The sequence below is a fragment of the Paenibacillus sp. RC84 genome, assembly GCF_041260495.1.
Lineage (GTDB): Bacteria > Bacillota > Bacilli > Paenibacillales > NBRC-103111 > Paenibacillus_F.
In genome coordinates this window covers 232,221-256,460 of record NZ_JBGBYL010000011.1, presented here as the reverse complement: position 1 = coordinate 256,460, position 24,240 = coordinate 232,221, and the positions used below count along the sequence as shown (strand labels likewise).

Genomic DNA, 24,240 nt, shown 5'->3' with positions numbered 1-24,240 from the left:
CTAAAGATTTACAAATGCTGAAAAAGGACTTTTCCGAAGGAAAGGCCCTATGTTTTATATACATTCTTGTATCTTTCTTGTTCATTCTTTACATTCTTGTTTATATTATCGGGTAGTCGTTGCTTTCGTACCCTTTTCGTCGTTGCTTTCGTTGTTGCCTTCGCAAGATTTAAAACGGCTGAATCCCTTGTTAACATTGGACTTTTAACATACGAGTGCGTTGCCTTCGCTGTTGCTTCCGGCGTTGCTTTCGTGGGGGCTTCGTTTCAGAATCATTTTGTGCCTTCATTTTCCTTAATGCGTTAGTCGTAATAATCAAGGTCCATGTCAAAATTGGCTTTCATCATTACGTCAAAATCCTCAATCTCTAGTGAGTATTGTTCTATGCCATTCTCATTTATTGTGAATCTAAAATCTGCAGATAATCTGCTGTAATCCTTCCCAATTACGTATCCCTTGCTATAATCGTCATATATAGAAGCTGTTACAAGAGTAATCACGTTAACTATTCCACTCACCAAAATTTTATCATCTACTGTCTTACTCTCAATTTCATCTGCACCTATAAAATCAATTTCACCAACTGTAAAGTCTATGTACTCATGATCAAAATATTCTGCGCTGAGCAAATCATCCATTTCTATTCTTGCCAGGAAACTTTGAAAAGCATTTTTCATTGGTCCAGATAGAGAATTCTGAAACAGTTCTTCTACATACTTACTATCAATAATTATTTTGAACTTCCAGTCTTTATTTGCTGAAATGTATTTTTCTATTTTATCCTCGTTTTTCAAGAAATCCGCCGAATTTAAATAATGTTTAAACCTCTTAGAGTCCTCTAACAAATCCGGATGTAAAGTATTCTGTATCTTATTTTCACAAAAATCAGCTAAATTATTTGTCAATAGGAAACAGTTCTCGATATCATTTGACTCTGCATAATTCACATAAGACAACCAAATAATAGCATCTCTGAATTCTTGCTTTTTGTCACCAAATGGCTTAATTCTTCTAATCGACCTTTCAACCAATACAGGCAAAATATCATTTGAGTATTCAATTATTTGAATAATCTTTCGACCTATCAAGTCGTTATAAAAATCATCGAATTCTTGCATAAAATTTTTTAGTGAGCAATTCAGCACTTCAGTATTTATTTCCTTGGGATGATACTTATTTAGATCCAAAAGTGACTTGTCAAGTGCAGTCATTTTACTAGCTACATTTAATTCAAATTTGCTTCTGGTCTCTTGAAACACTACTCTGGACATATATATTGGTATATTGTGAGTTTCGGTCAAATTAATAAGCTGACGATTGTAATTTTTTTTAAAAAACGGGTCATCGAATGTTAGGGTTGTATCCAAAAAAATGTGAAGCGCTTCTTTTCCCATCATTTCCACCAACTTTGTCAGTTCTGTTGTTCGCTAAGATATACGGCATAAATTAAACAATTCCTTCTATTCAGGATTGTTACTATAAAAATGAGCAGCTCCGATCACCTCGGGCTGCTCTCTTTATTTCCTATGCTATAAATATAACAGGTTCAAAGGCAAGTAACACAACGTTTACCCTTGATTTTGGCGATTCATTTCCGTTTGATTTCCTAAAATAAAAAGAGACACATCTGGCTGCTGTTTTTCATATGCATTATTAAAATGAAGCGTAGCAAGGGTTTATCTCTTGTGTGCTTGAAAACATATTACGAATGTCATGCAAAAGTTGAATGTAAATGGTCGTTCACAGGCGGTAGTCGAGCTAATCAAGCTCGGGGAGCTAAAAATCTGACGCAGCCACCCTTGCCAGGGCACAGAAAACCTTCCGGTCATCCTCTAAGGATAACGGAAGGTCTTTTCTTGTTTGGGGTTGTGTTTTTTTAAACATGATTAAGGGTTGCTGTCAGGGACCCATTGAGTTTTTGTTAACATTGATAGATTGGGAATCCTTAAATTCGTGAATCTCGTCAAAATGCTAGGATGCTTAATCGGATCGTTAAGCTTCTCGCTGTCTGAAGCCCTTAGCTCGATTTGACTGAATGTTTTCAGGAATTTTAGCAGGTTATTAAGTGTTTAAACAGTACTAGCAAGCTCAATTGACAGGGGGTTTCTCATCAAATTTTGTGGCTCCTGCTTTATTCGTGTACTCGTACATGAGCTTGGAGTTTTTCACGTCAGCTTGAAGCCGTCTGTAAAACTGGTGAGTCTCCAGATAGAGCTTGATTAACTCTTCATCTGTTGTCATTCGTTCGCCTGATATAGTATCTCTTTACAACCAGCGCAATTTGTTTGGGTGCCGCTTACGGTAGGGATTACAGAAGAAGTCTTGTATCGAGGCTTTTTGTATAACTTTGGTGTTGAGCAATGGGATTCATCTGACTAGCAAGCGCGATTATTGTGGGCGTCGCATTTGGTCTCAGTCACTTTGCACAGGGACCTTCCAATATTATCACATTGTTTATATTCAGTCTGGTAATGGCCTAGCTCTACTTTATAACGGACACTCTGCTGCTGCCAATCTTGTTGCACATTTTATATGATTTTAAGATCATTGCCATACAACGGCCATAAACAACTAAATCACGTACAAGCACCTCCATGACCAATCTATTCGTCAGAGGAGCTTGTGTCGATTCCTTCGTTGAAATTTTGATTTTATGATCTATTCTTATCCGATTAAGTCGTTTAAATCGATTTATCGAAATATTTATGATTCCCATCCTTTATTGTCCTAATATTGTTTAAATGGTATAGTTTGGTTATATCTACATATTATTTTGTAAAAAGCAAAAGGAGTACATTTCTTGACTAGAAAAACAATTACTACAATTCTCTTAATACTAGTATTATTATTTTTTGGATTTTACTATCAAAAAGTTTTTAGTAAAACAATAGCTGAAGTAAGTATAACTGAAAAAAATAATGAATACGTTATTGTAAAATTTGTGGATGGCTCAGAAAAAAAAGTGAATACTAATAACCAAGAAATCAATTCTATAAACATAGGTAACAAATACTTTGTTGTGATTTATGAAAACTTATTACGCAAGCCTTTTTTTCACGAAATAAAAGCTATATAAAAATAAAAGCGCTCACGAATTAGTGAGCGCTCCTTTTCTTATTTCCCGATTTCAAATGTATGTCTGAGGTTATACTCGTCGCCAACATATTCAGGCCATGTAATGCTCAGTATACCGAGTATGGCACGCAGTAAAGAATTAACATACGGATGTGCATAAGATGATATGTACGTTCCAGTATTACCTTTTTGGCTCTTAGGGATTCGAATGTCGTCATGCAAAGCTATTCGGAATCCATAACATTGTATTGAAGATAGCGCCGTTTCCACTCGAAAATGCCAAATTCCCCGAAAAGTTAAGCGGGAGGTGCATTCGATTAACAAGCGACCCCGCGCTTCGGTCTGCCTGTACGCCCGCTTGGGACTGTGCCGTTCGAACATCTTCCCGCGCTTCCTTGTAATTTCCGTCGATCTCATGCAGCTTTTTGATTTCGCGTAATACTTCCGCGCGTTTAGCATTTACTGTGGCAAGTTGTGTTTCGAAATCAACGAATAGTGTATCGCCATATTCCGTTACTTCCGCTTCGACGTCTTTAAGCGCCGCCTGTAACTTTTGTTCGTGAATACGATCGCACGCTTCAAGGCGATATGTTGCCGAATCAAGCTTATGCCCAGTTTCACGAATCTGCGCGTCAATTACGATCGTATCGTCAAGATTGGCAATCGCTTCATCACGTACAACGTTTAGCGCTGCTAATTCGTTTTTGATCGTGTGTACTTCGTTTTGGAACGCTTCTTTCTGCGTAATGAATTGTTCGCGCACATACACAAATGTAGCGCTCAGGCTCCGTTCTTGTCTTTTGTTATCGTTTTCTTTTTCTTGGATATAATAAATTGTTGCGTAGTTAACTGCTCTCATATGCCAATACTCTATTGCTAAGTCCATATAACGAATAACATCATCCGCTGTTTCTATAGATTTTTCGCCATTTTCAATTAGACGATCAACAAAGCCCTTATTTTCTATATAATAGACTTTATTGCAATAATGATAGACATCATTGAAGAAACCTAAGAAAGTTTTCAAGCGTTCGTGAACTTGAGGAACTGCCTTTGACAAAACATACTCATCTTTCGCTTTATAAAATTTAGATAAGTGGTACAAAAAAATATCCAGTCTATCATGCTGACATTTTCCCCCCTTAAAACCCTGCAAATTTCCTGTCCTCGGCATGAATGAGAAATTGACCAATGCATGATGGGATTTTTTACAGAATTCAAGCTTTTCTTTTGCATTTTCTAAAGACTTCCCTTTTAAGTCTTTTTTTAATTTTTTTTCAAAAATAGGTTCTTTTTTCTCATTAAAATTAAAGTCTGTATCTCCAGACATGTAAAAATCATCCTGAAAAACATTTGAATTTGTTTGATCGCCTTTTCTGAAAGCATCATTAAGATTAAAGCATAAACGCCACACTTCATTTTTAGAAATTTGAGGGTTTCTATAATCAAAGATTTTTTCAAACTCAGGATAAATTTTCTTGTAATGCTCAAATGTTTCTGGGCTCGCATCTGGATCATATTCGATTTTTTCTTCAATACCAATTACTAACTTGTAGAATTTTTCCAAACCTGTTGTATTCATGATGTTTCCTCCCTATCCTTTGCTTTAGTCTTGATAAAGAAAAATAACCACAAAGTCAAGCAAAAAATTATGAAGATATAATGCTGAACGCAGAGACCGCCTAGACCGCTTCGCGATAATGTCTTCTGATTTGTGTCGTTTGTGTACAATGTCCTTACATTTGTGCATTTTTCTTCGACAGAGGAGTTGGGACATATATTGTTTCCCCTATTTTCTCGAGACCGTACTCACTTTTGAAAATGGCGCCAATGCCCACGGTCCACTGCTGATGACGGTTAGCTCTTACCCATTTTCAGGTTCATTCGCAATATTCGGCTTGATATTCCCCTTATCGGGAATTGAAGCTGCGAACTAGAACACATATGAAGAGCCCCTACCCGGCTGAATTCCGGACAGAAGCTCTACGTTATTCACGACTATACTTTAATATCAATACTATTCTTGGGTATCGTAAGCGCGCTCTTCTGCTGTTGACCAATATTCAGAGAAGAAATGAAGCTGTTCCAGTCCTCTAGATTCGCATCTCGTACCTGGTTTGCAAATTCAAGCTTGGCCTCTGGACCTACATCCCCTTGCATACTCGGTGCTGATATGAGGCTGTGATGCAGACTATTGAAGGCGTTCATCAGGCCACTGAGAAGATCTTCCGGCTTCTGATTCAATAATCCCTTCATGCTCTCCCACATGATCGTTCCTACAGACTTCTTGGCATTAAGGTCTTGTAGATGGGCGCTGTACTTTCGCTTTATTTCCAATGACATTTCTTGATGTGAAGCAAATTGTTTGCGGAAGGAAGGCGTTGAGATAAGAGAGAATTTATAGTCGTCATATTCTGCGATTCCCATCTTGGTACTCATTGCCTTATCTACGGACTGCGTGAATTGCTCCTTAATCGCTGACGACATAGGCGATTGTTGCAAATAAAGATCCAGCTTGAGACGTGCGGTCCCTAAATTGTTAGCCATCCATTCCGTATCAAAAGTAAACGTGTTCATAGCTTTAGCTGTTGTGTGTACCAGTGCATCGAATACTCCTGCTACATCACGGTAACTAATATCTTGAAAAGAGGTAGATTCTCCTACAGAGGCTTTACTTGCCTCCTCCTTCAGTAAATCCCGAAAGTCTGTAATCCCCTTGCCGCCTTGTTCCATGATCTGCTTCCACTGGTCCCCCTGCTCCTCCTGTAACTTGCCCAGAAGCCGGGACTGTTCCTGTAGCATATTCTTAATACGATCGGTCAACTCATCCTTGTCGAAGATCGGCTTATAGGTGGAGAGGAACTCTCCTTGTGTCTCCTTGCTACCTCCAAAAATAGAATCATTTTCAAAATTCAAATATTGAGACAAAGTGCTCGCTGTTGTCTGCGCGATATCCTCTATTTTGAGTTGAACTTGCTTATCGTATTGCTCAAGATGCTGACTCAATTCGTCTCCTGTGTAACGCTGAAGCAGTAGATCACGCTCATATGCGCTTTTTACCAAAAACCCGCCTACATCATCCAGAAAATTCTTTGAGTAGTCCGTACCTTGAACTGATGTAAATTCCCTTCCAACAATCCACTGGCCTCCCAATGCACGAAGCTCTTGTTGTCCTTCATCAATCACACTCGGGGTGTACATCTCTACTGCATCAGAAGCATTATTACTTGCAGGGACAAGCACTTTAGTAGCAAGCTGGTTATTCTTTGCTACTATAGTGCTTGGAGTTGATAATGCGTAAATACCATTCGTTTGCATCGCGGACCTCTCTCTTCATTGAAGTATATGTTATTTGTAATATATCGGCGTAATAAGTAAATAGTTAACTCCGATTCCAAAAAAAATTCATTAAGTTTCATTGCAGTCCTACATAAAGTCATTCAAAATGTTCTTCATATTGGCGGGGGGCAGTCTGGTAATATTGGTTAATTCCTCCCCGGTACGCTGTAAAGTGCATTGTTAAGTAGTTGACTTATTTTCTCGTCGTCTAGCCCGAATGCGGTACGAATACGCCTTTCGACGCTATTCGAAATCGGCTTCGCATTCGTTTCGATCTTTGCAAGTAGTGCGCGTGAAATCCCGACAATTTTAGCAAATTGTACTTGGTTCATTTGCGTTTCTACGTTCTCGGTCTGCATCGCCGAAATCCTTTTCCCATTCCTCACCCCAATTAAAGGATTTATGCTCGACGTCTTCCTTAACGACCTGGGGTAAGTGTATATTGTTGTCGTTGGCATTTTCCGAAGGAATAGATAGATAAGAAAGCTTGTCCTTTCTTTCTTCTTTTATTGGTTCTTCTTCTTGGTTCTTCTTAAATACTGGTTCTTCTTTGTGTGAAGCTGCGACAACATCCGAGACGTTGAAATTGTTCACGTTATTCGTACTGTTTTTCAACATTAGCGCGTGCTTTTCTTCAACGTGTATTTCGCTAACGTGCGATTCTTTAACGTCAATACTTTTAACGTCTTTAGAATCGCGCTCCATTGATACGCCGCAAGCCATGTTGACTTTATATACAGACTGTTTCCCAACGCCACCGCCTGTGCGATTTCTCCACGCTCGTTCAAGGACAGGTATACCGTCGTCAAGCTTCGTTTCTAACAACGTGTGGATACGCTTAATTACGGTGAAGCGGGTAACACCCATCATTTCGGCAAGTGTTTCTTGCGTCGGATAGCATACGCCGTCTTCGTCCATAAACGAAGCGATCGTTGCAAGCGTTCCAAAACCGTCTGCCCCGATCTTGGCGATTATGCCGCCGCGAACCGCCAATACATCAACCTTGAAGAAAATACGCTGCTCGTCGTGCCGTTTGTTTCGTAGTTCATTAGTGTTCATTTGATTGTCCCCCATTGAATGTAGTTTCGTTGCGCTTGTCTTGCGCAAATCAATATGTCGCCGGGGGAATGCGTTGTGTGACGAATGAAGTGAAGAATTGTTAACGTTATAGGAAAGTCACGTTGTAGGGAAGCGGGCGGGGGACACGCTGAAACCGTCAAAACCGCGCCGTGACTGGGTTTTAACTATGCGTGTTACAAAACATATTACGAATGTCATGCAAAAGTTGAATGTAAAAGGTCGTTCACAGGCGGTGGTCGAGCTAATCAAGCTCGGGGAGCTAAAAATCTGACGCAGCCACCCTTGCCAGGGCACAGAAAACCTTCCGCTCATCCTTTGGGGATAACGGAAGGTCTTTTCTTGTTTGGGGGTGGTTTTCGTATAACGCACAAAAAAACATGGAAATCGTCACTTTCTGCTGTTAAAGGAGTATCGTTTGTAAGAGTCTTCTTACCTGACTTCTTTTTAGTTGCATAGTCCACCAGCATTAAAAATAGTGACAAAATCAAGAAGGCGGTAGACTATGAGAAAAATTTTTATGTCAGCTTTACTTTTGGTTCTTTTGTGTGTTGGTTACCTTTTTTGGTCTGGAACAGCTCAATACACGATTTCGCCAGAAGGGTATCCCGTCCCTCGTAACGCCGTTCTCAAAAAAACCATTCCGGATTCAGTAGGCACAATACATGTTTATACAGCTCCGGGCATTCATCAGACAGATGGCTTGAAAAGCAGCTATAAGAGACAAATCGAAAAACATGGCTGGACTTATGCAGGGGATCAAAGTATGGGCGCAACGTACATTTTTAACAAATCAGACGGAACCTTATTGAATGTTTCTATTTACGAAGGCGAGTTCTCCATTGGTCAGTTACAATCGAAAAACAATTCTTGAATTTGCAAGATTAATTCTCGCTCTCTGGCCGTTGCCTATGTGGCCCGTTTTTTTTATCCGTCTCTGGCTGCCCCTCACGAAAGCGACGGAGCCCTGATTCTTTATGGATCCTCCCATACAGCCAACCAAGTGTAAAGTGCTACCACGTTTCCTATGCAGGGGGACGGCGGCTGGGACTTGATCGGCTCGGGGATCGGCTTTGCTTTCTTCCTGTGCTTTTCACCACGAATGATTGCCCTCCTTTTCCTCAAAAAGTAAAAGCTCTGTACCGCCTGAACCCCTTGCTTGGCGTTCATTTCCGGAATCCCTTACATGAGCACGGTTGGATAAATAAAAAAAGCCGCCCAGATTGGACGACTTTGGTTTGATATATTCGATTGGCAAAGCTATTATAACGAGCTGCTGAAAAGCGTGTCAAAGTGGCCCGATGATAAATTTCCTAAATTTAATCCATCACCCTTCCTCAACCTTTAAATTGCTTACTCCTTTTATCTTTCGAAATATATTTGCTTATCTTTCCAACAATCGCAGAAACCCCGAAACAGATAACGGCGCAAATTATGAAAAAATAAAGGCTAACAGTATTCTCGACAAAAGAGGAGGCTATCATTACGAGTATAGCGATTAATAGGCCGGTTATTACGTCTTTCATAATATCAAACCTCCTTCCGATAATCGAATTAATCAGCCCATCCCATGAACTCGGTCATAACTTTCTGTGGAGTCGAAAAGCTAGAGTCCGTGTACCGAACTTTAGTCATATAATAAGCATATCTATTATTGCTAGTATATACTTTTCTGGTAAGGAATGTGGCATATTCGTATTGGCCGTTTTTTAAACCACTAGTTACGTCGCCCAAGAAAATCTGTGTGAGTGTTGTCAACCAGTGATTTCCAATTCTTGATGTTATAATTCCAGAAACACCACGAATAGCTCCTTCAATGACGTATCTGTCTACTCTTCTATCAAAAACATGCTTTGTTGGACCTTCAATAACATCACCATCCCCGAGGTCTGGTATAGGGATAGAATTTGTTCCGTTTCCACCAGTTCCATTGGGTAAAGCAAAATTCGAAAAAATTGCTTTTTACTCTGTACTAAGAGAGTGAAGATCATTGACCGTTATTTCTACACCATTCTCCACCCAAGATGTTTCAACTTTTGTATCCGTATTCTGACTGTTTATATCGTTTTTGGCATATAGCGGATTTACTGATGTTAAAAAGATACTTGCCGATAATACTCCTACAAACAATTTTTTCATAAAATCCTCCCCTTTGATCTTACGACCATTTAAATTTTACTATATATGTTAATTTAGTACAATTTTATGGGTCGAGATGCATTTAGCGTAAAGGCAAGAAGAGAGCCGTATGTTCATGCACTTTCACCTTGATTTAGAGCAAATGCAATAATATTCTACCCTCTCCTTTATTCATAAGAATATGTGCCTTGTACAATTTCCATTAACTTATCGTCCTCAATTACAAAAAAAAGAAGCGCAGCAAGGCTTTAATCCTTTTGTGCTTCAAATTATATCTCGAATGTCATGCAAAAGTTGAATGTAAAAGGTCGTTCACAGGCGGTAGTCGAGCTAATCAAGCTCGTAGCTTTCTCCTAATAATCCAATAGCGGACCATCTAACTGATATCCAGCCGTTGGATTGTATACGATTCTGCTGCGGAGAATTAGACTCTTGCTTCTTCCCTTTGCCCTTCTCAGGATATGGTGAACGATCTCGGCAGGTATAAGCCTCTCATGCACAGGCGTGGCTGGCAAAGGTGGCTGTCTCGGATCAACACCTCTTCTCGGTACCTTAGCCATGCTACGGGCTTGTAGAATGGATTAACCTGCTTCAGACCTGTCATCTCCCCACATATCGCCTCCATGTCCAAATAAAAAAGGCCACTCGTTGGAGTGACCTTAGTTTGTATCGTGGTAACGTTGCTTAAATATGTAATGAATGTGTATTAAGATCCTGGAGTCAATTCAGCTGTAGCAGCCTTAGGGTTTGCTACATTCTCAAGCGAAATAGCGTACTCACAAGAATTTTTGAGCATTACAGGACCCGAGGAATAACCCGCAAATTCTCGAGTAAAGCTTTCTACCTTTTTCCATCCACCCGTACCATCTCCACAGGTTTCCCAAACAGAACCAGTTACAAAACCACCAGCAGCACTAGTTGTTACTTTAAAATTTCCACTCTTCCCATTTCCGTAAAGACCGTCATTCCACTTATAATCTCCAGCGTTTGCTGTAAGGGAGAGAGTTGGCACCCCTAAGGCAACAGATGCAGAAGTTAAAGATATCATAGCCGTTAAAGCAAACATCACAACTTTCTTTTTCATCTTAAAACCTCCAATATTAGGTTTATAATCCACATATATTATATTATACGAGTTTACTAATATTGTAAACTCTTTAATATGTCTCTAAATATAGTTTATTATTTGCTTTTTTTACTTTCTCGGTTATATGGAGTGACTTGGAGTGAATAGAAGTAATTAACATTATCCCCCTTGAAGGGCAGCTACCATAAAAACAAACCCTTACTCATAAATCATGAACGCGAAGTCTTTGAATTACTCGTACAGGACAAATGCCTCAGGGCCACTCGCTAGAGTGGCCCTGAGGCGTTCCCTTCGCAACCCTCGATCCATTCATATGTAAGCAAGCAAAAAAAGGATTATAGTGTCTCTTTGTCGGTATGCTTGCGCAGAATCAGGTGCCCGTTGCTATCCAAAGCAGGAGGAGATTGAATGTACTTATCGTCCCTATATATGTAGAGATACGTGACATCGGGTTCGTCCGCGAATTTTACATAGATCGGATACTTCGGCATCTTGCTGATTTTTGCCTCAATGCTGAGGATTTCCTCCTCCTGGTAGTGTTTCGTTTCGGTTAAATAAGCCAGAATTCCTCTTTCGAGTTTATAAAGGGTGTACCGGGAATAAGCAAAGGGGGAAAGCGCAAGCAGCAGGATAGCGGTCCCGATGATCACAGAGGATTTTTTGATTCGGACAGAAGGCATGAATTCCGCTCCTTTTCGCCCAATAAGGCCAGGCTAAGATAATTTCATGCTAATGGTACAACAGAGCAATGTCAAATATTGGATAACGCATTACTCCCCCTTCTACTTGCTGTCTATAAAAAATCCCAACCCAAAAAAGCCCCCCGGTCCATACCGGGGAGCTTCACCCAACCGCTCAAGCGGTGGTTTGTTTACGCCTGCAAAAACTCAATGATCAGACCCGCCGTCTCCTCGATGGCTTTGTCCGTCACGTCAATGACCGGGCAGCGGAGCCGCTTCGCAATGCTGCTAGCATGCTCCAGCTCCTCGTTGATCCGGTTCATGGTGGCATACTGGGAGCCGAACGGCAGGCCCAGCGTCTTCAGCCGCTCGATCCGGATCTTGAACAGCTTCTCCGCGTTCATGGTGAGGGCCACGATGCGGCTGCCGGGGAACTCGAACAGTTCCTTCGGAAGCTTCACTTCGGGCACGAGCGGAAAGTTCGCGACTTTGTAGCCCTTGTGCGCCAGGAAGATGCTGAGCGGCGTCTTTGAGGTGCGGGACACGCCGATCAGCACGATGTCGGCTTTCATCATCGAGGTCGTATCGCGCCCGTCGTCGCATTTGACGGCGAATTCAATGGCCTCGACCCGCCGGAAATAGGCATCGTCGAGTTCGTGCATGAGCCCGGGCTTACGGCTCGGCGCGCCGTCGAACGTGTCGATGTACGCCTGCATCATGGGCCCCATGATGTCGATGGCGCGGACGCCCAGGCGGATCGCCTCTTCTTTCATCATTTCCCGCAGTTCAGGCTGGACGAGCGTATAAGCGACGAAGCCGCCTTCGCGATGCACTTCCTCCATAATCTCGCGGATTTCATCTTCATGCTTAATGTGTCCGATGCGCCGCATCTTGACGTTGTGGCCGTTAAACTGGCGGATTGTGGCGCGTACGACCGTCTCCGCCGTCTCTCCGACAGAATCGGAGCAGATTGTGATCGTTTGTTGCGCCTCATGTGCATCCTGAACCATCCGGTATGTGTTCCCCTTCCTTACCACTTCCTGGCTGCGTCGAGCAGCACTTTGGTCATTGTTGTTTTGGAGATGCGCCCTACCACTTCCAGAGACGGCGTATCGCTGCCGTTCTCATGCGGCACGACCACAGGCAGCATATCGACCTGGTTCTCCGCCATTTTACGGGCGGCTTCGATGACGTCGTCATCGGGAGTCACCGTAACGAGCTGCGGCTTGCGCGTCATGACCAGCGAAACCGGCATGGAGGCGGCCGCAGGGTTGCCCAGTGTCACTTTCAACAGGTCTTTCGGCGAAATCACGCCAAGCAGCATGCCTTCTTCATCCGCTACGACAAGCCCGCCCACGTTATCTACAAAAAGGGCGACGACGGCGTCGCCCACGGTAGCGGTTTTGCGTACGATGACAGGCATGGACTGCACCTGTTTGACTTTCAGTTTCAGCCCGCCCGCCTGTTCTTCGCGAAACGACTGGTTCGGAAAATAACCGACCTTCGGCTTCGCGTTGATATGGCCGAGCATCACCAGAAGAGACAGATCCGAACGGATGGTCGGACGGCTTACGCCAAGCTGTTCGGCAATCTGCTCCCCGGTTATGGGCGCTTGCTTATGAATGAATTCCAGAATTTCCATCTGGCGCTGAGACAGCTGTATGACTCTCACTCCTCACGGGCGGATTCCCGCAGGTGAATCGGGTATATCTCCATGATATATAAAATGCGGTCAGGATACAATCCTTTGCTGCCCGGAGGCGGCTTTTTCCGCGGCCATCTCGATTTCGGCCTGCGCGGCCGCTATGCGCGCGAGCGGCACGCGGTAAGGGGAGCAGGACACGTAATCGAGCCCGGTTTCCCGGCAGAACCGGATCGACTTCGGATCGCCGCCGTGCTCGCCGCAGACGCCGGTTTTGAGCTTCGGCTTCGCGGCGCGCGCGCGGGTAACGGCCAGTTCGATCAGTTGGCCGACGCCGTCGCGGTCGAGCACCTGGAACGGATTGTCCGGCAGCAGCTTGCTGTCGACGTAATGCGTGAGGAACTTGCCCTCCGCGTCGTCGCGGCTGTACCCGAACGTCATCTGAGTCAGATCGTTCGTGCCGAACGAGAAGAAGTCGGCGTGCTGCACGATCTGCGGCGCGGTCAGCGCGGCCCGCGGCACCTCGATCATCGTGCCGACACGGTAATTGACCTGGGCACGCAGGTCGCCGAGCATGCGGTCCGCGACCTCGTCGACCAGCCCGCGCATAATGCGCAGCTCGTTGGCGTGACCCACGAGCGGGATCATAATTTCCGGCGATACGTCGACGCCGTCGTTCAGGCAGGCCAGGGCCGCCCCGAAAATCGCTTCGATCTGCATGCTGTAAATTTCGGGGAACAGGATGCCCAGCCGGCAGCCCCGCTGCCCCAGCATAGGGTTCACTTCGTGCAGACCGCGGACTTTGCGGATCAGGAACTCCAGCTTCTGCAGCTCGGCATCCGGAACCGAAGCCCCGGCGCGAGCCGCCGTCAGCTGCGCATGGCGCGCCACAAGCTCCTCCAGATTCGGGAGAAACTCGTGCAGCGGAGGGTCCAGCAGCCGGATCGTCACGGGCAGGCCGGCCATCGCGCGGAAGATGGCGTCGAAATCGCCCTGCTGCATCGGCAGCAGCTTCTCCAGCGCGGCTCCGCGGGCCGCATCCGAGTCGGCCAGAATCATCTCCTGGACGATCGGCAGCCGCTGTGGGGAGAGGAACATGTGCTCCGTGCGGCACAGGCCGACGCCTTCCGCTCCGAAGCTGCGCGCTTTCGCCGCGTCTTCGGGATTGTCCGCGTTGGCGTACACCTTCATCTGCCGCACGTCGTCCGCCCACTGCAGCATCAGCTGAAGCTCGGCGGACATATCCGCTTCCTTGAGCGGCACTTCGCCGATCATGACGCGCCCGGTGGCGCCGTCGATCGTGAGCCAGTCGCCTTCGCGGATCGCTACCCCGCCGATGGAGGCCTGCTTCTCCTCGCTGTCGATGGCCAGCAGCTCGCAGCCGCATACGCACGGCTTGCCCATGCCGCGCGCCACGACCGCCGCATGGCTCGTCATGCCGCCGCGGGACGTCAGCACGCCTCGCGCCGCGAGCACGCCGTGGATATCTTCCGGCGTCGTTTCCGTCCGGACGAGAATGACGGCTTTGCCCGCACGGGCCCAGGCGTCCGCTTCGTCCGCCGTGAAAACGGCCTGTCCGCAGGCCGCCCCCGGCGATGCCGGAAGGCCCGTCGCCAGCGCGGCCGGAGCTTCGCTTTCATCCAGGCTCGGATGAAGCAGCTGATCCAGGTGCGAAGGCTCTACGCGGAGCAGCGCCTCTTCCTTCGTCAGGATGCCCGCCTGGACGAGCTCCACGGCGATTCTCATGGCCGCTTGAGCCGTTCTTTTGCCGTTGCGCGTCTGGAGCATGTAAAGCGTCCCGTTTTCAACGGTGAATTCGATGTCCTGCATATCCGAGTAATGCCGCTCCAGCAGCTCCGCCATCCCGACAAGCTTCTCGTAAACGGCGGGCATGTCCCCCGCCAGCTTGGCGATCGGCTGCGGCGTGCGTACGCCCGCGACGACGTCTTCCCCCTGCGCATTCGTCAAATATTCGCCGAACAGGACTTTCTCTCCCGTGCTCGGATTGCGTGTAAACACAACGCCCGTGCCGCTTTCTTCGTTAAGATTGCCGAACACCATCGCCTGGATGTTGACGGCGGTTCCCTGTTCGTCCGGGATTCCGTTCAGCCGGCGGTAAATTTGCGCGCGCTGGTTATTCCAGGAGCGGAAAACCGCTTCGACGGCCAGCCGGAGCTGCTCGTAAACGTCCTGCGGAAACGGAACGCCCGCTCTTTTCAAAATAAGCGCTTTATACGTGCCGATCAGCTCCTGCCAGTCCTCCGCCCGGATATCCTGGTCGGAATCCGTCCCGGCGGCCTGTTTCAGCGCGTGAAGTTTTTTCTCGAACCAGGCCCCCTCGATTCCGAAAACGACGCTGCCGAACATCTGGATCAGGCGGCGGTAGCAGTCATAGGCGAAACGCGGGTTTTTCGTGGCGGCGGCCAAGCCTTCCACCGTGTCGTCGTTAAGGCCCAGGTTTAGAATCGTATCCATCATGCCCGGCATGGACGTCACCGAACCCGAACGGACCGAGACGAGGAGCGGCGAAGCCGCGTCCCCGAAACGCTGTCCTTTGCGCTGTTCAAGCTCCGCCATCGCTTCGCGCACTTCCGCGAGCAGACCGTCCGGCAGCCGGCTTTCTATATAGTAAGCTCTGCAAGCTTCCGTAGTCAGAGTGAACCCCGGGGGAACGGCAAGCCCCGCCCGGGTCATTTCGGCCAAATTGGCGCCCTTGCCGCCAAGAAGTCCCGCTAGTGATTGATTTCCCTCATAAAAATGCATCAGCCATTGCTTGCTCATTGTGTCCCACTCCCTCTTTGTCTACGGCTGCCCGGCAGGCGCCATCTTTACATTGCGTGTAATACAAGGTCACTTTCTCCGTATCCAATTCCCCGACGATCTCGTTGCACCATTTGCAGAGCAGAGTTCCCAGCATGACGTCCGATTTCGCCTTGCTCATTGTTTTCATCGCTCCTCTGTGATTGGTTGTTGGTTCTTAATGAAGATATATGACGTCATAATCCCGTTCATGATGAAATCCCTTTCATTCTTTTAAAAAAGAGGAAAGTTCGTCCCATCATGTGCATAACATGCAGCATTTGGGCTGCACATTTCAAAATAATCCTCAAACAAGGATTGATTTCACTTATTTTATATCATATATTATTATATAGTACAACACATAAATTCAAATATGAGTCACATTAAACATGTGGAGGGAAAACAGAAGATGCAGAGAGAACTGTCTTTGGAAATCGTACGTGTGACGGAAGCCGCCGCTCTTGCGGCCGCCCGCTGGATGGGACGCGGGGATAAAAACGAGGCGGACGGCGCCGCAACCGCCGCTATGAGGGAGTCGTTTCGTTCCGTTTCCATGAAAGGAACCGTCGTGATCGGCGAAGGCGAGATGGACGAGGCGCCCATGCTCTATATCGGGGAGAGCGTAGGCAGCGGGGACGGACCGGAAGTCGACATTGCCGTAGACCCCGTGGAAGGTACGGAGCTCGTTTCCAAGGCGCTCAACAATGCCCTCGCGGTTATCGCGGCCGCAGATAAAGGCAAACTCCTGCACGCGCCCGACATGTATATGGAGAAGCTGGCCGTCGGACCCGCGCTCTGCGGAAAGCTGAGCCTGGACGAGCCGCTGGAGAAGACGCTGCGATCGGCGGCCCGCCTGCTCGACAAGAACATCGCCGATCTGACGGTGTCAATTCTCGACCGCGAACGCCATGCGGAGCATATTGCCGTGCTACGCCGCGTCGGCGTCCGGCTCAAGCTGCTCAGCGACGGCGATGTGGCCGGGGCGATGGCGCCGGCGTTCCCGGAATCCGGCGTCGATCTCTACATCGGCTCCGGCGGTGCGCCGGAAGGCGTGCTGGCCGCGGCCGCGCTGCACTGTCTGGGCGGCGAGCTACAGGGCCGCCTCATGCCGTCCGGCGAAGAAGACGCGGCGCGCTGCCGCGCGATGGGCATCGACGATCCGGCGAAGCTGCTGCGCCTGCCGGATATGATCGGCGACGACGATGTCATCTTCGCCGCAACGGGCATTACGCCGGGCGATTTCCTGGGCGGCGTGCGTTTTCTCTCCGCGGAGCGGGCCGAGACGCACTCCATCGTCATGCGCGCGAAAACGCGGACGATCCGGTACGTCCGCTCGATTCACCATCTGCCGAGCAAGCCGGTGGCCGTGGCGGTGGTGGGCTAGGTTTAAACGGGTTTCGGGCTACGGGCTACGGGCTACGGGTTTCGGGTTGCAGGTTTCCACTTTCGCTCCCGGCTGACGTACGACTCTCCAGGCGAGGATGCCCGGCAGCGGCACCGGATGCGAAACAACGATACGGGAAGCTTGACGATTGCTCTCTCTCCGATTCCCGGTGGCCGGTGCAATCCCTCTACTCCTGACAGGAACGCCCCTCCCTTGCACCAATAAACATCAAAAAAGGACGCGATCTGATGATCCGCGTCCTTTTTGATGTGTCCGGCTGCTGCCGGCGAAAAAATCGGCCGTTTTTCTTGTTCGATCCAGGCGAAAACAATCCCCGTTTCTCATCCGTCATAGAACCGCCGCAGCTTCCGCCCAAGCGGCCTTTCTATTATCGTCTACTGCCGCCGCTGGCCACGCCCTGCTTATAAACGCCGAACACCTCCCTGAAATCGCGGAATCCGATTTCAGGGAGGTGTTCGGGATGCCAGGCATCGCCCTAAGTCCGAAACAGCGGAGGAGCTTCACTCCCCTTCTGCCGGACCTGCGGGACTTTATGCCGCGGCCGTTTACTTCGACGGCTTAGCCGTTACCTTATAACCGGCTTTGACCGTGACGGAAGCTTTCGCTTCGGTCATGACGGCCGGATACATTTTGTCCGGGTCGGGCTTGCGCAGCGTGTAGTAGGCTACGGCTTCCGAATCCGACACGTAGTCAACCCGGTCAATGGTAATGCTGTAGCCCGGGTTAGGCTGAAGACCGCGGGAGAGCGTTACCTTGTTAAGCTCATCGCTCTGTTTCTCCACGATGACCTTGACCCCTTCTTCCTCGGAAGGAGCTGTCGCAAGATCCTCCGCTTTGCTGTGCTTGGCGACGAATTCCATCGCGTTATAAGCCATTACAGCCGCTTCGCCGCGGGTAACGGGCTTCTTCGGATTGAATTTCGACGCATCGTCCAGCTTGGCGATCTTGGTCAGGAGCAGAACCTGAATCGCGTTCATGCTGCCTGGCGTTACTTCTGCCTGATCCGCGATGTTCACGAACATGTTCACAACCGGATAAGGACCTGTTTTCTCCACCGCGGCATGAAGCCATTCGGCAAACTGCTCCCGTGTCAGCGTCTGCTGGGGATCGATATCCCGGCCGATCGGAAGACTGTTCATAGCGGCAATGATGAACGAATCTGAATACCAGACGTCATCCTTGGCTTTCGTGAAGCTGTCGCTCGCTTTGGGCGCGCGGACGAAACGGATTTTTCCCAGATTCAAATCAAGTGCTTTAACGATCAATTGTACGCCCTGAGCCGCCGTCATCGATGTATTCGGTGCAAATCGGTCGCCGTCCATTCCTTCAACGATTCCTTTCTCTTGCAGAGATTGAATGGCCGCCTCATCGGGACTGCCCTTCAAATCGGAAAACGCGAAGGCCGAGGAACCGAGCGAGAACACGAGCAACGAGGCCAACAGGACGATATTCGTCATTTTTTTCATAATGTTCACCTCCACTCTTTCTGACGAGCCGTTCATGCGATATGTTGCATCTCTTTTACCTATTTTAACCGATTTCATAAATTCCTTCTATAGATAAAGGAGCGGCTTTCGACAAAAAGAATGGAGGACATCCGGCTCTTAACGGACTCCCTTTATAACGTCGCCCTGCTTGGGCGCGGCTCCCCCCTCGAAACGGATGCGGACCGACTTCGACCCGGACAAATCCGCTCCGTCCGCAACGTGAAAATGGATGTGGGGCTCGCTCGTATTGCCTGAGTTACCGACACGCCCTAGAAGCTGGCCCCGTTCGATTTTGTCCCCGGGTTTTACCGTGATCGTGCCTTTTTTGAAATGGGCCAGAAAGCTATACTCTCCGTTCCCGTGATCGATGACCACGTGATTGCCGGCGGGATTGTTCTCGTCGGTCTTGCCGATTTCGTTATCCGGTTTGCCGTTCTCCACCGCCTTCACGATTCCGGGAGCCGGAGCCGTCACTTCCTGGTTGTACGCATAGTAACTCTCCAGCTTGCCCGGATCGCCCGTGTAGCTGGAAGTTCCCTTGATTTGCACAAGGTCGTAGGCGTACCGCTGGGATTCATGCTCGTAATGGTAATTCAGAAGCACGTTCGTTCCGCCCCAGAACACGGTCCACTCCCCCCGGAAAGGAAGGGAAAATTCCGTGCGGCTGAATGCTTCGTCCGAAGCCGGATACGTCTTGAGAGGCACGAATTGAAGCCCCCGGATGATCCCCTTGCCGTCGATAGCGGCCGTCAGCCCTTTTTGCCCGGACTCGTCCGTCCATACGTAACGATCCCCCTCCCCGAGAGGCAATTTGCTCTGAAGCTTATACGCGCGGACGTCTTTATTGAAGTCCCCGGCCAGTTCGCTTAACTGCTCCAGACTCACGTCTTTCTTGAATTCAGGGCTGAAGCGGCTGTAAATCTCTTTGATTTTCCCCTGCAAAAATAGGGCCGCAAGGTTATCCGGCTCAAACTTCGCCTCTTTCTCCGCTTCCGGCGAAGCTGCCAGGGGCGCAGGTGAAACGGCCGAGGAAGGCTCCGTCCCGCCGCAGCCGGCAAGTCCCGGAAGCAGCAGCAGTACCGCTGCCATCCCCCAGATCGTCGTTGTTCGTTTCATTTCTCCCTCTCCTTTACGATTTTTTTAAGAACTCGGAGCCTCTGTCTCGTCTGTCTGCTCCGGCACGTTTAGCGTACCATGCGGACATTACCTCAGCCGAAATGCCGCATTACCGGAAGCTTATTTTCAAAACCTTCCTCTTCCTCGTTCGTTAAGGTTCCGTTAAGGTGTTGTTTCAGACGGGTTCACCCGATCGTGATATGATGGGAACAAGATTGGAATAAAGGAGCGGTTTTGTATGAAAGAAGCCCGGCTGTTGATCGTCGACGACGAACCGGCTCTCTTGCATATGCTGGAGAAAGTTCTTGCCAAAGAAGGTTTTACGCGGATTAATACCGTCTCAACCGCCGAGGAGGCTCTGGAGGCCTGCAAGCGGCAGACGTATGATCTGATTGTTCTGGATGTCATGCTCCCCGGAAAAAGCGGTTTCGATATTTGCCCCCTGCTGCGGGCCGAAACGGATGCGCCGATTCTTTTTCTGACCGCCAGGGGCTCGGATCTCGATAAACTGACCGGTTTCGCCCTGGGGGGAGACGATTATGTGACGAAGCCGTTCAACCCTCTGGAAGTAGCGGCACGCGTCAAAGCCCGCCTGAGACGAAATGTCCGAACCGCGCCGGAAACCGGGGGTCCGAGAGCTGCCTATTCGTCGGCGGAAGAAACTCCCGAACACTATGACTACGGACGTTTCCAAGTTCATGTGCAGGCCGGGGAACTCCGGGTGCAGGATCAAAGCCTGCCGTGTCCGGCGCTCGTGTTCCAACTGCTAGTGTTTCTGTGCCGTCATCCGAACCGGATTTTCAGCAAGCAGCAGCTGTATGAGCAGGTATGGGGAACGGACAGCTACGGGGACGACAATACCGTGATGGTGCATATTCACCGCATACGCGAAAGAATCGAGGAAAATCCCGGCGATCCCCGCTTTCTCGTGACTGTGCGCGGACTCGGCTACAAGCTTGTACGCCCGGCGGCCCCGCAGGAGGTACGCGTACCGTGACGGTCCGAAAACGGCTGATTCTCCGTTTTGTCATCCAGCTTGTCACTGTGAGCGGTTTTATTCTGCTGCTGATCGGCGGAGCCGTCGCCTACATGCTCACCGGCATGGCGAAGCTCGAAATGAACCGTGATTTCAGCAAAGCCGGCATGTCCATGCTCGTCCAATCGGTCCGGACAGAGAACGGGAAGCTGATCTTCGACGAGGCTCTGCTGGACAAAACGCTCCGGTTCGGCGGCTGGCTGCAGGCGGTGGACGAAACCGGGGCGGTTATCCAGTCCTACGGGACGCCTGCCGACGTTCCGGCACAGTACGAGCCCGGGCAATTTATCGATTACTGGACGGGAAATAAGCCGTTCCCTTATTCTCTTTTTCTCTGGATCGAAGAAAAAGACGGCCGGACCTATACGCTGCTCTACGGAAAACGCAGCGTCGAAAACGTTCTGCTGGACGAGATTCTCGCCGCAGGTCCGCCCGGAGACAAGCAGCCGGAGATACCCGCTTCCATCCGGGAGCGGCTGGACCGATCCGGCGCCGTTCTCCAGCTTCTCGACCGCAGCGGCAAGGAGCTCGCTTCGTACAACCGGCCGGATTCGATCCCCGCGGTCTATACGCTGCAGGATCTGGCGCTCCGCCGCCAATACAGCGAGCGTTACGGGTTCGCCTCCGCTTCTCGCAGCCTGGAGGACGGCCGCACCTGGATCGTCCATGCCCCCGCGCGCGGCGCGGAGCAGAACGTCTTCCCGGCTACGGAAGCGCAGGTCATGCTCACGGCATTCGTCGGCCTGGCCGCCGGGCTGCTTGTGCTGCTCGTCGGAGCGGCGTTCTGGTACGGTCACCGCTTCGGCACGCCGATCGTGCATATCCTCGCTTGGCTGCACCGGCTCAGCCGGGGTGAATATACGGAGCCGGGCGCGGCGAAAGGAAGATCGGGGAGCCGGCGCAGGGACGGGCGCCTGAAGCGGCGCTACCGCCTTTACGGCGATGTGATGCAGTCAATGGAGCATCTGTCCGACGCTTTAAGCTCCGCCGAGGAAGCCCGCGAGCATCTGGAGCGGACGCGGGACGAGTGGATCTCCGGCATCTCGCACGATTTAAAGACACCTCTGGCTTCCATCAAGGGGTATGCCCATATGCTCGAAACGCCCCACTACACGTGGACGGAACGGGAAATCCGGGAATTTGCGGCTATCATCAAAGATAAGGCGGATTTTATGGATGAGCTGATCGGCGATCTCAGTCTGACTTTCCGTCTCAGCAACGGCGAGAGGCCCCAGGCCGCGGAACAAACCGAACTCAACGAATTCGTGCGCCGCTGCATTCTGGGGGTTGTGAACGATGCGGAGTTCGCCCACGCCAACGTGTCGTTCGAGCCGGAAAAAGAAGCGCTTGTCCGTTCCGTTGACCGGCAGGCGCTCCGTCGCATCCTCGACAACCTCGTTGCCAATGCCGTCCGCCATAACCCTCCGTCCACGCAGATCCGGGTAATCCTTCGGGAAGCGCCGGAGGGAGGCGCTTCTTCGCCAGGAGGGTTCACCCTTCGAGTCGAAGATAACGGAGTCGGCATGGATAAGCAGACACTGGGCAAGCTGTTCGACCGCTATTACCGCGGGACGAACACGGAAGGCACCACCCGCGGGACCGGCCTCGGCATGGCGATCGCCAGGCAGCTGGCTTTGCGACTCGGCGGCTCCATTGCGGCGGAAAGCGAGCCGGGACGGGGGACGGCCGTAACGGTGACGCTGTAGGAGCGGCAGTCACGGCTAAAGCCGCGGGGCCGCGACAGCGGCGCAGGCGGGTGGCGCAGCTGGGCGACGCGAGCGGGCCGGCAGCGCAGGACTGCGCCGCTGCGGGAGTGTCCGTCGGGCGCCACGCCAAGGGCCCCGGGGCGACATGCCTGCGGCTCACGCGTCGGCGATGGTGCGCAGGCGAGCAGGCCGCGCGAGCCGCAGCCGTTGACGCCGCTGCGCAACCGCCCCTGCCGCGCGGCAAACAAAAAAAGCCTCTGACAAAGGAGATGCGCATACAACGCATCGGTCTGTCAGAGGCTTTTGTACATACGTACGGCTTATATCGCGGTGGCGTCTTTTTTACGTGCGGAACGTTCCCGGTACAGAAAAAACTGCTCCAGGACGATACAGACGAGCATACCCAGCACAAGCCCGTTGTTGGCTACTGTGCGGACCAGACCCGGAAGCTGGGCAATCGCCGAAGCGGGAACGAACAAGCTGCCGATGCCGATCATAAGCGACACCCCGATAATAAAATAATCGCGGTCGCCGCCCTTGAGCGAATGATATTCGCGCAGCGCGAGGCCGATCATCGAAGCGAACGGCACGAAGATGACCGCATAGCCTACCGGCATCGGAAGGGAAGTGAAAATGGCCGTGACCGGCGGGAACAGGCTGATCAGCACCATGCCGGCGGAGGCCAGCACAAACGGCAGCCGCTGAACCAGCCCCGTCGTCAGGATGAAACCCGCGGTTCCGGAAATCGGCACGCAGCCCATCGCGGAAAACAAGCCTCCGAGCGCCGTCGAGACGCCCATCATCAGGCTGGTGCGGTTGTAGTTCACGGGGGCTGCGGCCGCGTTTTTGTCGCCGGATACTTTTTCCACGACCTGAATGCTTGCAATGAGGTTCGCGAGCAGCAGCAGACCGATCAGGACGGACGTCGGCAGAATGCCCGCATCCCACTGGGGAAGTCCCCACTCGAAAATTCCCGGCAGGGCGAACGCCGCATCCGAAGCCGGCACGTCCGGCGCGATACCCAGCAGCATAAACAGGACCCAGCCCGTCAGCAGCGAAAGCAGAATCGAGTAATTCCGGAGAAAGCGGCTGCGGGTCCGCGGCAGGAGCATCGAAAGCAGAAGCACGGCGAAAGCCGGCAGGGCAACCCGAGAATCCACGGCATCCTGCAGGTAGCCGATTCCAAGCAGTCCTTTCATAAAAGAGCCGCTGAGCTGGGCGACCAGAATCAGCAGGTACGTGCCTGTAACGAGAGGCGTGAACAGCTTGCGGATTTTTCCGATCCACCCCAAGGCACCGAGCAGCAGGAACAGCGCCCCCGTCAAAAGCATGCCCATTTCAAGCTGGCGAAGACCGTCCGCGAGCGCCAGGGCACCCGAAGAGATCAGGCCCGCGTACACAACGAAAATACCCCACCACAGGCCGGCGGGGCCTTCCATCATCGGCAGTTTGTGGCCAAAAAGCGTTTGCAGCAGGGCGGAGACGCCGATCAGCAGAAAAGTCCGCTGCATAAACGTCGCGATATCCGCGGGCGGCAGGTGCAGCGCATTGCCTACGGCAAGCGGAGCGACCAGGCTCCCGGCCAGAATAAAGGCCAGCCACTGAATCGTAGAAAAAAACAATTTCATCGGAACAAGACTCCTTGTCGG

20 protein-coding genes and 4 pseudogenes are annotated in these 24,240 nt (G+C 50.2%); 9 read left to right on the top strand and 15 right to left on the bottom strand.

Going from position 1 to position 24,240, the window contains the following annotated elements; genetic code table 11:
* Positions 1–302: 302 nt before the first annotated feature.
* Positions 303–1,394, bottom strand: coding sequence for a PIN domain-containing protein (locus tag ABH899_RS24380; RefSeq protein WP_370001224.1), 1,092 nt, complete (start codon positions 1,392–1,394; stop codon positions 303–305).
* A gap of 304 nt (positions 1,395–1,698) precedes the next feature.
* Between ABH899_RS24380 and ABH899_RS24375 the strand changes: the two are divergent.
* A pseudogene (locus tag ABH899_RS24375) lies at positions 1,699–1,788 on the top strand (helix-turn-helix domain-containing protein); the annotation flags it as partial.
* 300 nt (positions 1,789–2,088) lie between these two features.
* Here ABH899_RS24375 and ABH899_RS24370 read toward each other — a convergent pair.
* Positions 2,089–2,241: a hypothetical protein gene (locus ABH899_RS24370; protein WP_370001222.1), complete on the bottom strand. Its 153-nt coding sequence runs from the start codon at positions 2,239–2,241 to the stop codon at positions 2,089–2,091.
* Between the two features lie 559 nt (positions 2,242–2,800).
* Between ABH899_RS24370 and ABH899_RS24365 the strand changes: the two genes are divergently transcribed.
* On the top strand, positions 2,801–3,076 hold the full coding sequence (locus ABH899_RS24365; RefSeq protein ID WP_370001220.1) for a hypothetical protein: 276 nt from the start codon (positions 2,801–2,803) through the stop codon (positions 3,074–3,076).
* Between the two features lie 213 nt (positions 3,077–3,289).
* On the opposite strand, the gene ABH899_RS24360 is transcribed toward ABH899_RS24365, so the two are convergent.
* The 3 genes from ABH899_RS24360 to ABH899_RS24350 form a co-directional block, all read right to left on the bottom strand.
* The gene (locus ABH899_RS24360) at positions 3,290–4,657 is read right to left on the bottom strand and encodes a hypothetical protein (RefSeq protein WP_370001218.1); all 1,368 of its coding nucleotides are present in this window, start codon (positions 4,655–4,657) and stop codon (positions 3,290–3,292) included.
* A gap of 416 nt (positions 4,658–5,073) precedes the next feature.
* The gene (locus ABH899_RS24355; protein WP_370001216.1) at positions 5,074–6,393 is read right to left on the bottom strand and encodes a hypothetical protein; all 1,320 of its coding nucleotides are present in this window, start codon (positions 6,391–6,393) and stop codon (positions 5,074–5,076) included.
* A gap of 330 nt (positions 6,394–6,723) precedes the next feature.
* Positions 6,724–7,473 (bottom strand): helix-turn-helix domain-containing protein, encoded by a 750-nt coding sequence (locus ABH899_RS24350; RefSeq protein WP_370001214.1) that lies wholly within the window; start codon positions 7,471–7,473, stop codon positions 6,724–6,726.
* Positions 7,474–7,666: 193 nt separating this feature from the next.
* On the opposite strand from ABH899_RS24350, the pseudogene ABH899_RS24345 reads away from it, so the two are divergent.
* Positions 7,667–7,765: pseudogene (locus ABH899_RS24345) on the top strand (LuxR C-terminal-related transcriptional regulator); the annotation flags it as partial.
* A 231-nt stretch (positions 7,766–7,996) separates the two neighbouring features.
* A complete protein-coding gene (locus ABH899_RS24340) occupies positions 7,997–8,365 on the top strand; it encodes a hypothetical protein (protein WP_370001212.1) in 369 nt (122 codons plus the stop codon).
* A 1,088-nt stretch (positions 8,366–9,453) separates the two neighbouring features.
* Here ABH899_RS24340 and ABH899_RS24335 read toward each other — a convergent pair.
* Positions 9,454–9,630, bottom strand: a complete 177-nt coding sequence (locus ABH899_RS24335) for a hypothetical protein (protein WP_370001210.1) — start codon at positions 9,628–9,630, stop codon at positions 9,454–9,456.
* Positions 9,631–9,897: 267 nt separating this feature from the next.
* Between ABH899_RS24335 and ABH899_RS28610 the strand changes: the two are divergent.
* Positions 9,898–9,987 (top strand): annotated as a pseudogene (locus tag ABH899_RS28610) (hypothetical protein); the annotation flags it as partial.
* A gap of 349 nt (positions 9,988–10,336) precedes the next feature.
* On the opposite strand, the gene ABH899_RS24330 reads toward ABH899_RS28610, so the two are convergent.
* Positions 10,337–10,714 (bottom strand): hypothetical protein, encoded by a 378-nt coding sequence (locus ABH899_RS24330; RefSeq protein WP_370001208.1) that lies wholly within the window; start codon positions 10,712–10,714, stop codon positions 10,337–10,339.
* A gap of 171 nt (positions 10,715–10,885) precedes the next feature.
* On the opposite strand from ABH899_RS24330, the pseudogene ABH899_RS24325 reads away from it, so the two are divergent.
* A pseudogene (locus tag ABH899_RS24325) lies at positions 10,886–10,975 on the top strand (helix-turn-helix domain-containing protein); the annotation flags it as partial.
* A 77-nt stretch (positions 10,976–11,052) separates the two neighbouring features.
* Here the strand turns inward: ABH899_RS24325 and ABH899_RS24320 are convergent.
* The 5 genes from ABH899_RS24320 to ABH899_RS24300 all read right to left on the bottom strand — a co-directional run bounded on the left by ABH899_RS24320 (position 11,053) and on the right by ABH899_RS24300 (position 15,980).
* Positions 11,053–11,397, bottom strand: coding sequence for a DUF3139 domain-containing protein (locus tag ABH899_RS24320; RefSeq protein WP_370001206.1), 345 nt, complete (start codon positions 11,395–11,397; stop codon positions 11,053–11,055).
* Between the two features lie 191 nt (positions 11,398–11,588).
* Entirely contained in the window at positions 11,589–12,407 is an 819-nt protein-coding gene (locus ABH899_RS24315) for a pyruvate, water dikinase regulatory protein (protein ID WP_009675440.1), read from the bottom strand.
* Positions 12,408–12,427: 20 nt separating this feature from the next.
* Positions 12,428–13,039: a helix-turn-helix transcriptional regulator gene (locus tag ABH899_RS24310; protein WP_009675446.1), complete on the bottom strand. Its 612-nt coding sequence runs from the start codon at positions 13,037–13,039 to the stop codon at positions 12,428–12,430.
* 90 nt (positions 13,040–13,129) lie between these two features.
* Entirely contained in the window at positions 13,130–15,820 is a 2,691-nt protein-coding gene (gene ppdK / locus ABH899_RS24305; RefSeq protein WP_370001203.1) for a pyruvate, phosphate dikinase, read from the bottom strand.
* Positions 15,789–15,980 carry a GapA-binding peptide SR1P gene (locus ABH899_RS24300; protein WP_009675441.1) on the bottom strand — a complete coding sequence of 64 codons (192 nt, stop codon included), beginning with the start codon at positions 15,978–15,980 and terminating at the stop codon, positions 15,789–15,791. Before ABH899_RS24300 ends, ppdK begins: the two co-directional genes overlap by 32 nt.
* A 270-nt stretch (positions 15,981–16,250) precedes the next feature.
* On the opposite strand from ABH899_RS24300, the gene glpX reads away from it, so the two are divergent.
* Entirely contained in the window at positions 16,251–17,225 is a 975-nt protein-coding gene (gene glpX / locus ABH899_RS24295) for a class II fructose-bisphosphatase (protein ID WP_009675444.1), read from the top strand.
* A 566-nt stretch (positions 17,226–17,791) separates the two neighbouring features.
* On the opposite strand, the gene ABH899_RS24290 is transcribed toward glpX, so the two are convergent.
* Both ABH899_RS24290 and ABH899_RS24285 read right to left on the bottom strand, forming a co-directional pair.
* The gene (locus ABH899_RS24290) at positions 17,792–18,712 is read right to left on the bottom strand and encodes an S-layer homology domain-containing protein (RefSeq protein WP_370001200.1); all 921 of its coding nucleotides are present in this window, start codon (positions 18,710–18,712) and stop codon (positions 17,792–17,794) included.
* 138 nt (positions 18,713–18,850) lie between these two features.
* The gene (locus ABH899_RS24285; protein ID WP_370001198.1) at positions 18,851–19,849 is read right to left on the bottom strand and encodes a M23 family metallopeptidase; all 999 of its coding nucleotides are present in this window, start codon (positions 19,847–19,849) and stop codon (positions 18,851–18,853) included.
* Positions 19,850–20,087: 238 nt separating this feature from the next.
* Between ABH899_RS24285 and ABH899_RS24280 the strand changes: the two genes are divergently transcribed.
* Both ABH899_RS24280 and ABH899_RS24275 read left to right on the top strand, forming a co-directional pair.
* Entirely contained in the window at positions 20,088–20,846 is a 759-nt protein-coding gene (locus tag ABH899_RS24280) for a response regulator transcription factor (RefSeq protein WP_370001196.1), read from the top strand.
* Positions 20,843–22,591 (top strand): sensor histidine kinase, encoded by a 1,749-nt coding sequence (locus tag ABH899_RS24275; RefSeq protein WP_370001194.1) that lies wholly within the window; start codon positions 20,843–20,845, stop codon positions 22,589–22,591. The genes ABH899_RS24280 and ABH899_RS24275 overlap by 4 nt, the downstream gene beginning before the upstream one ends.
* A 320-nt stretch (positions 22,592–22,911) precedes the next feature.
* Here the strand turns inward: ABH899_RS24275 and ABH899_RS24270 are convergent, their stop codons facing one another.
* Entirely contained in the window at positions 22,912–24,219 is a 1,308-nt protein-coding gene (locus tag ABH899_RS24270; protein WP_370001192.1) for a purine/pyrimidine permease, read from the bottom strand.
* Positions 24,220–24,240: the final 21 nt, after the last annotated feature.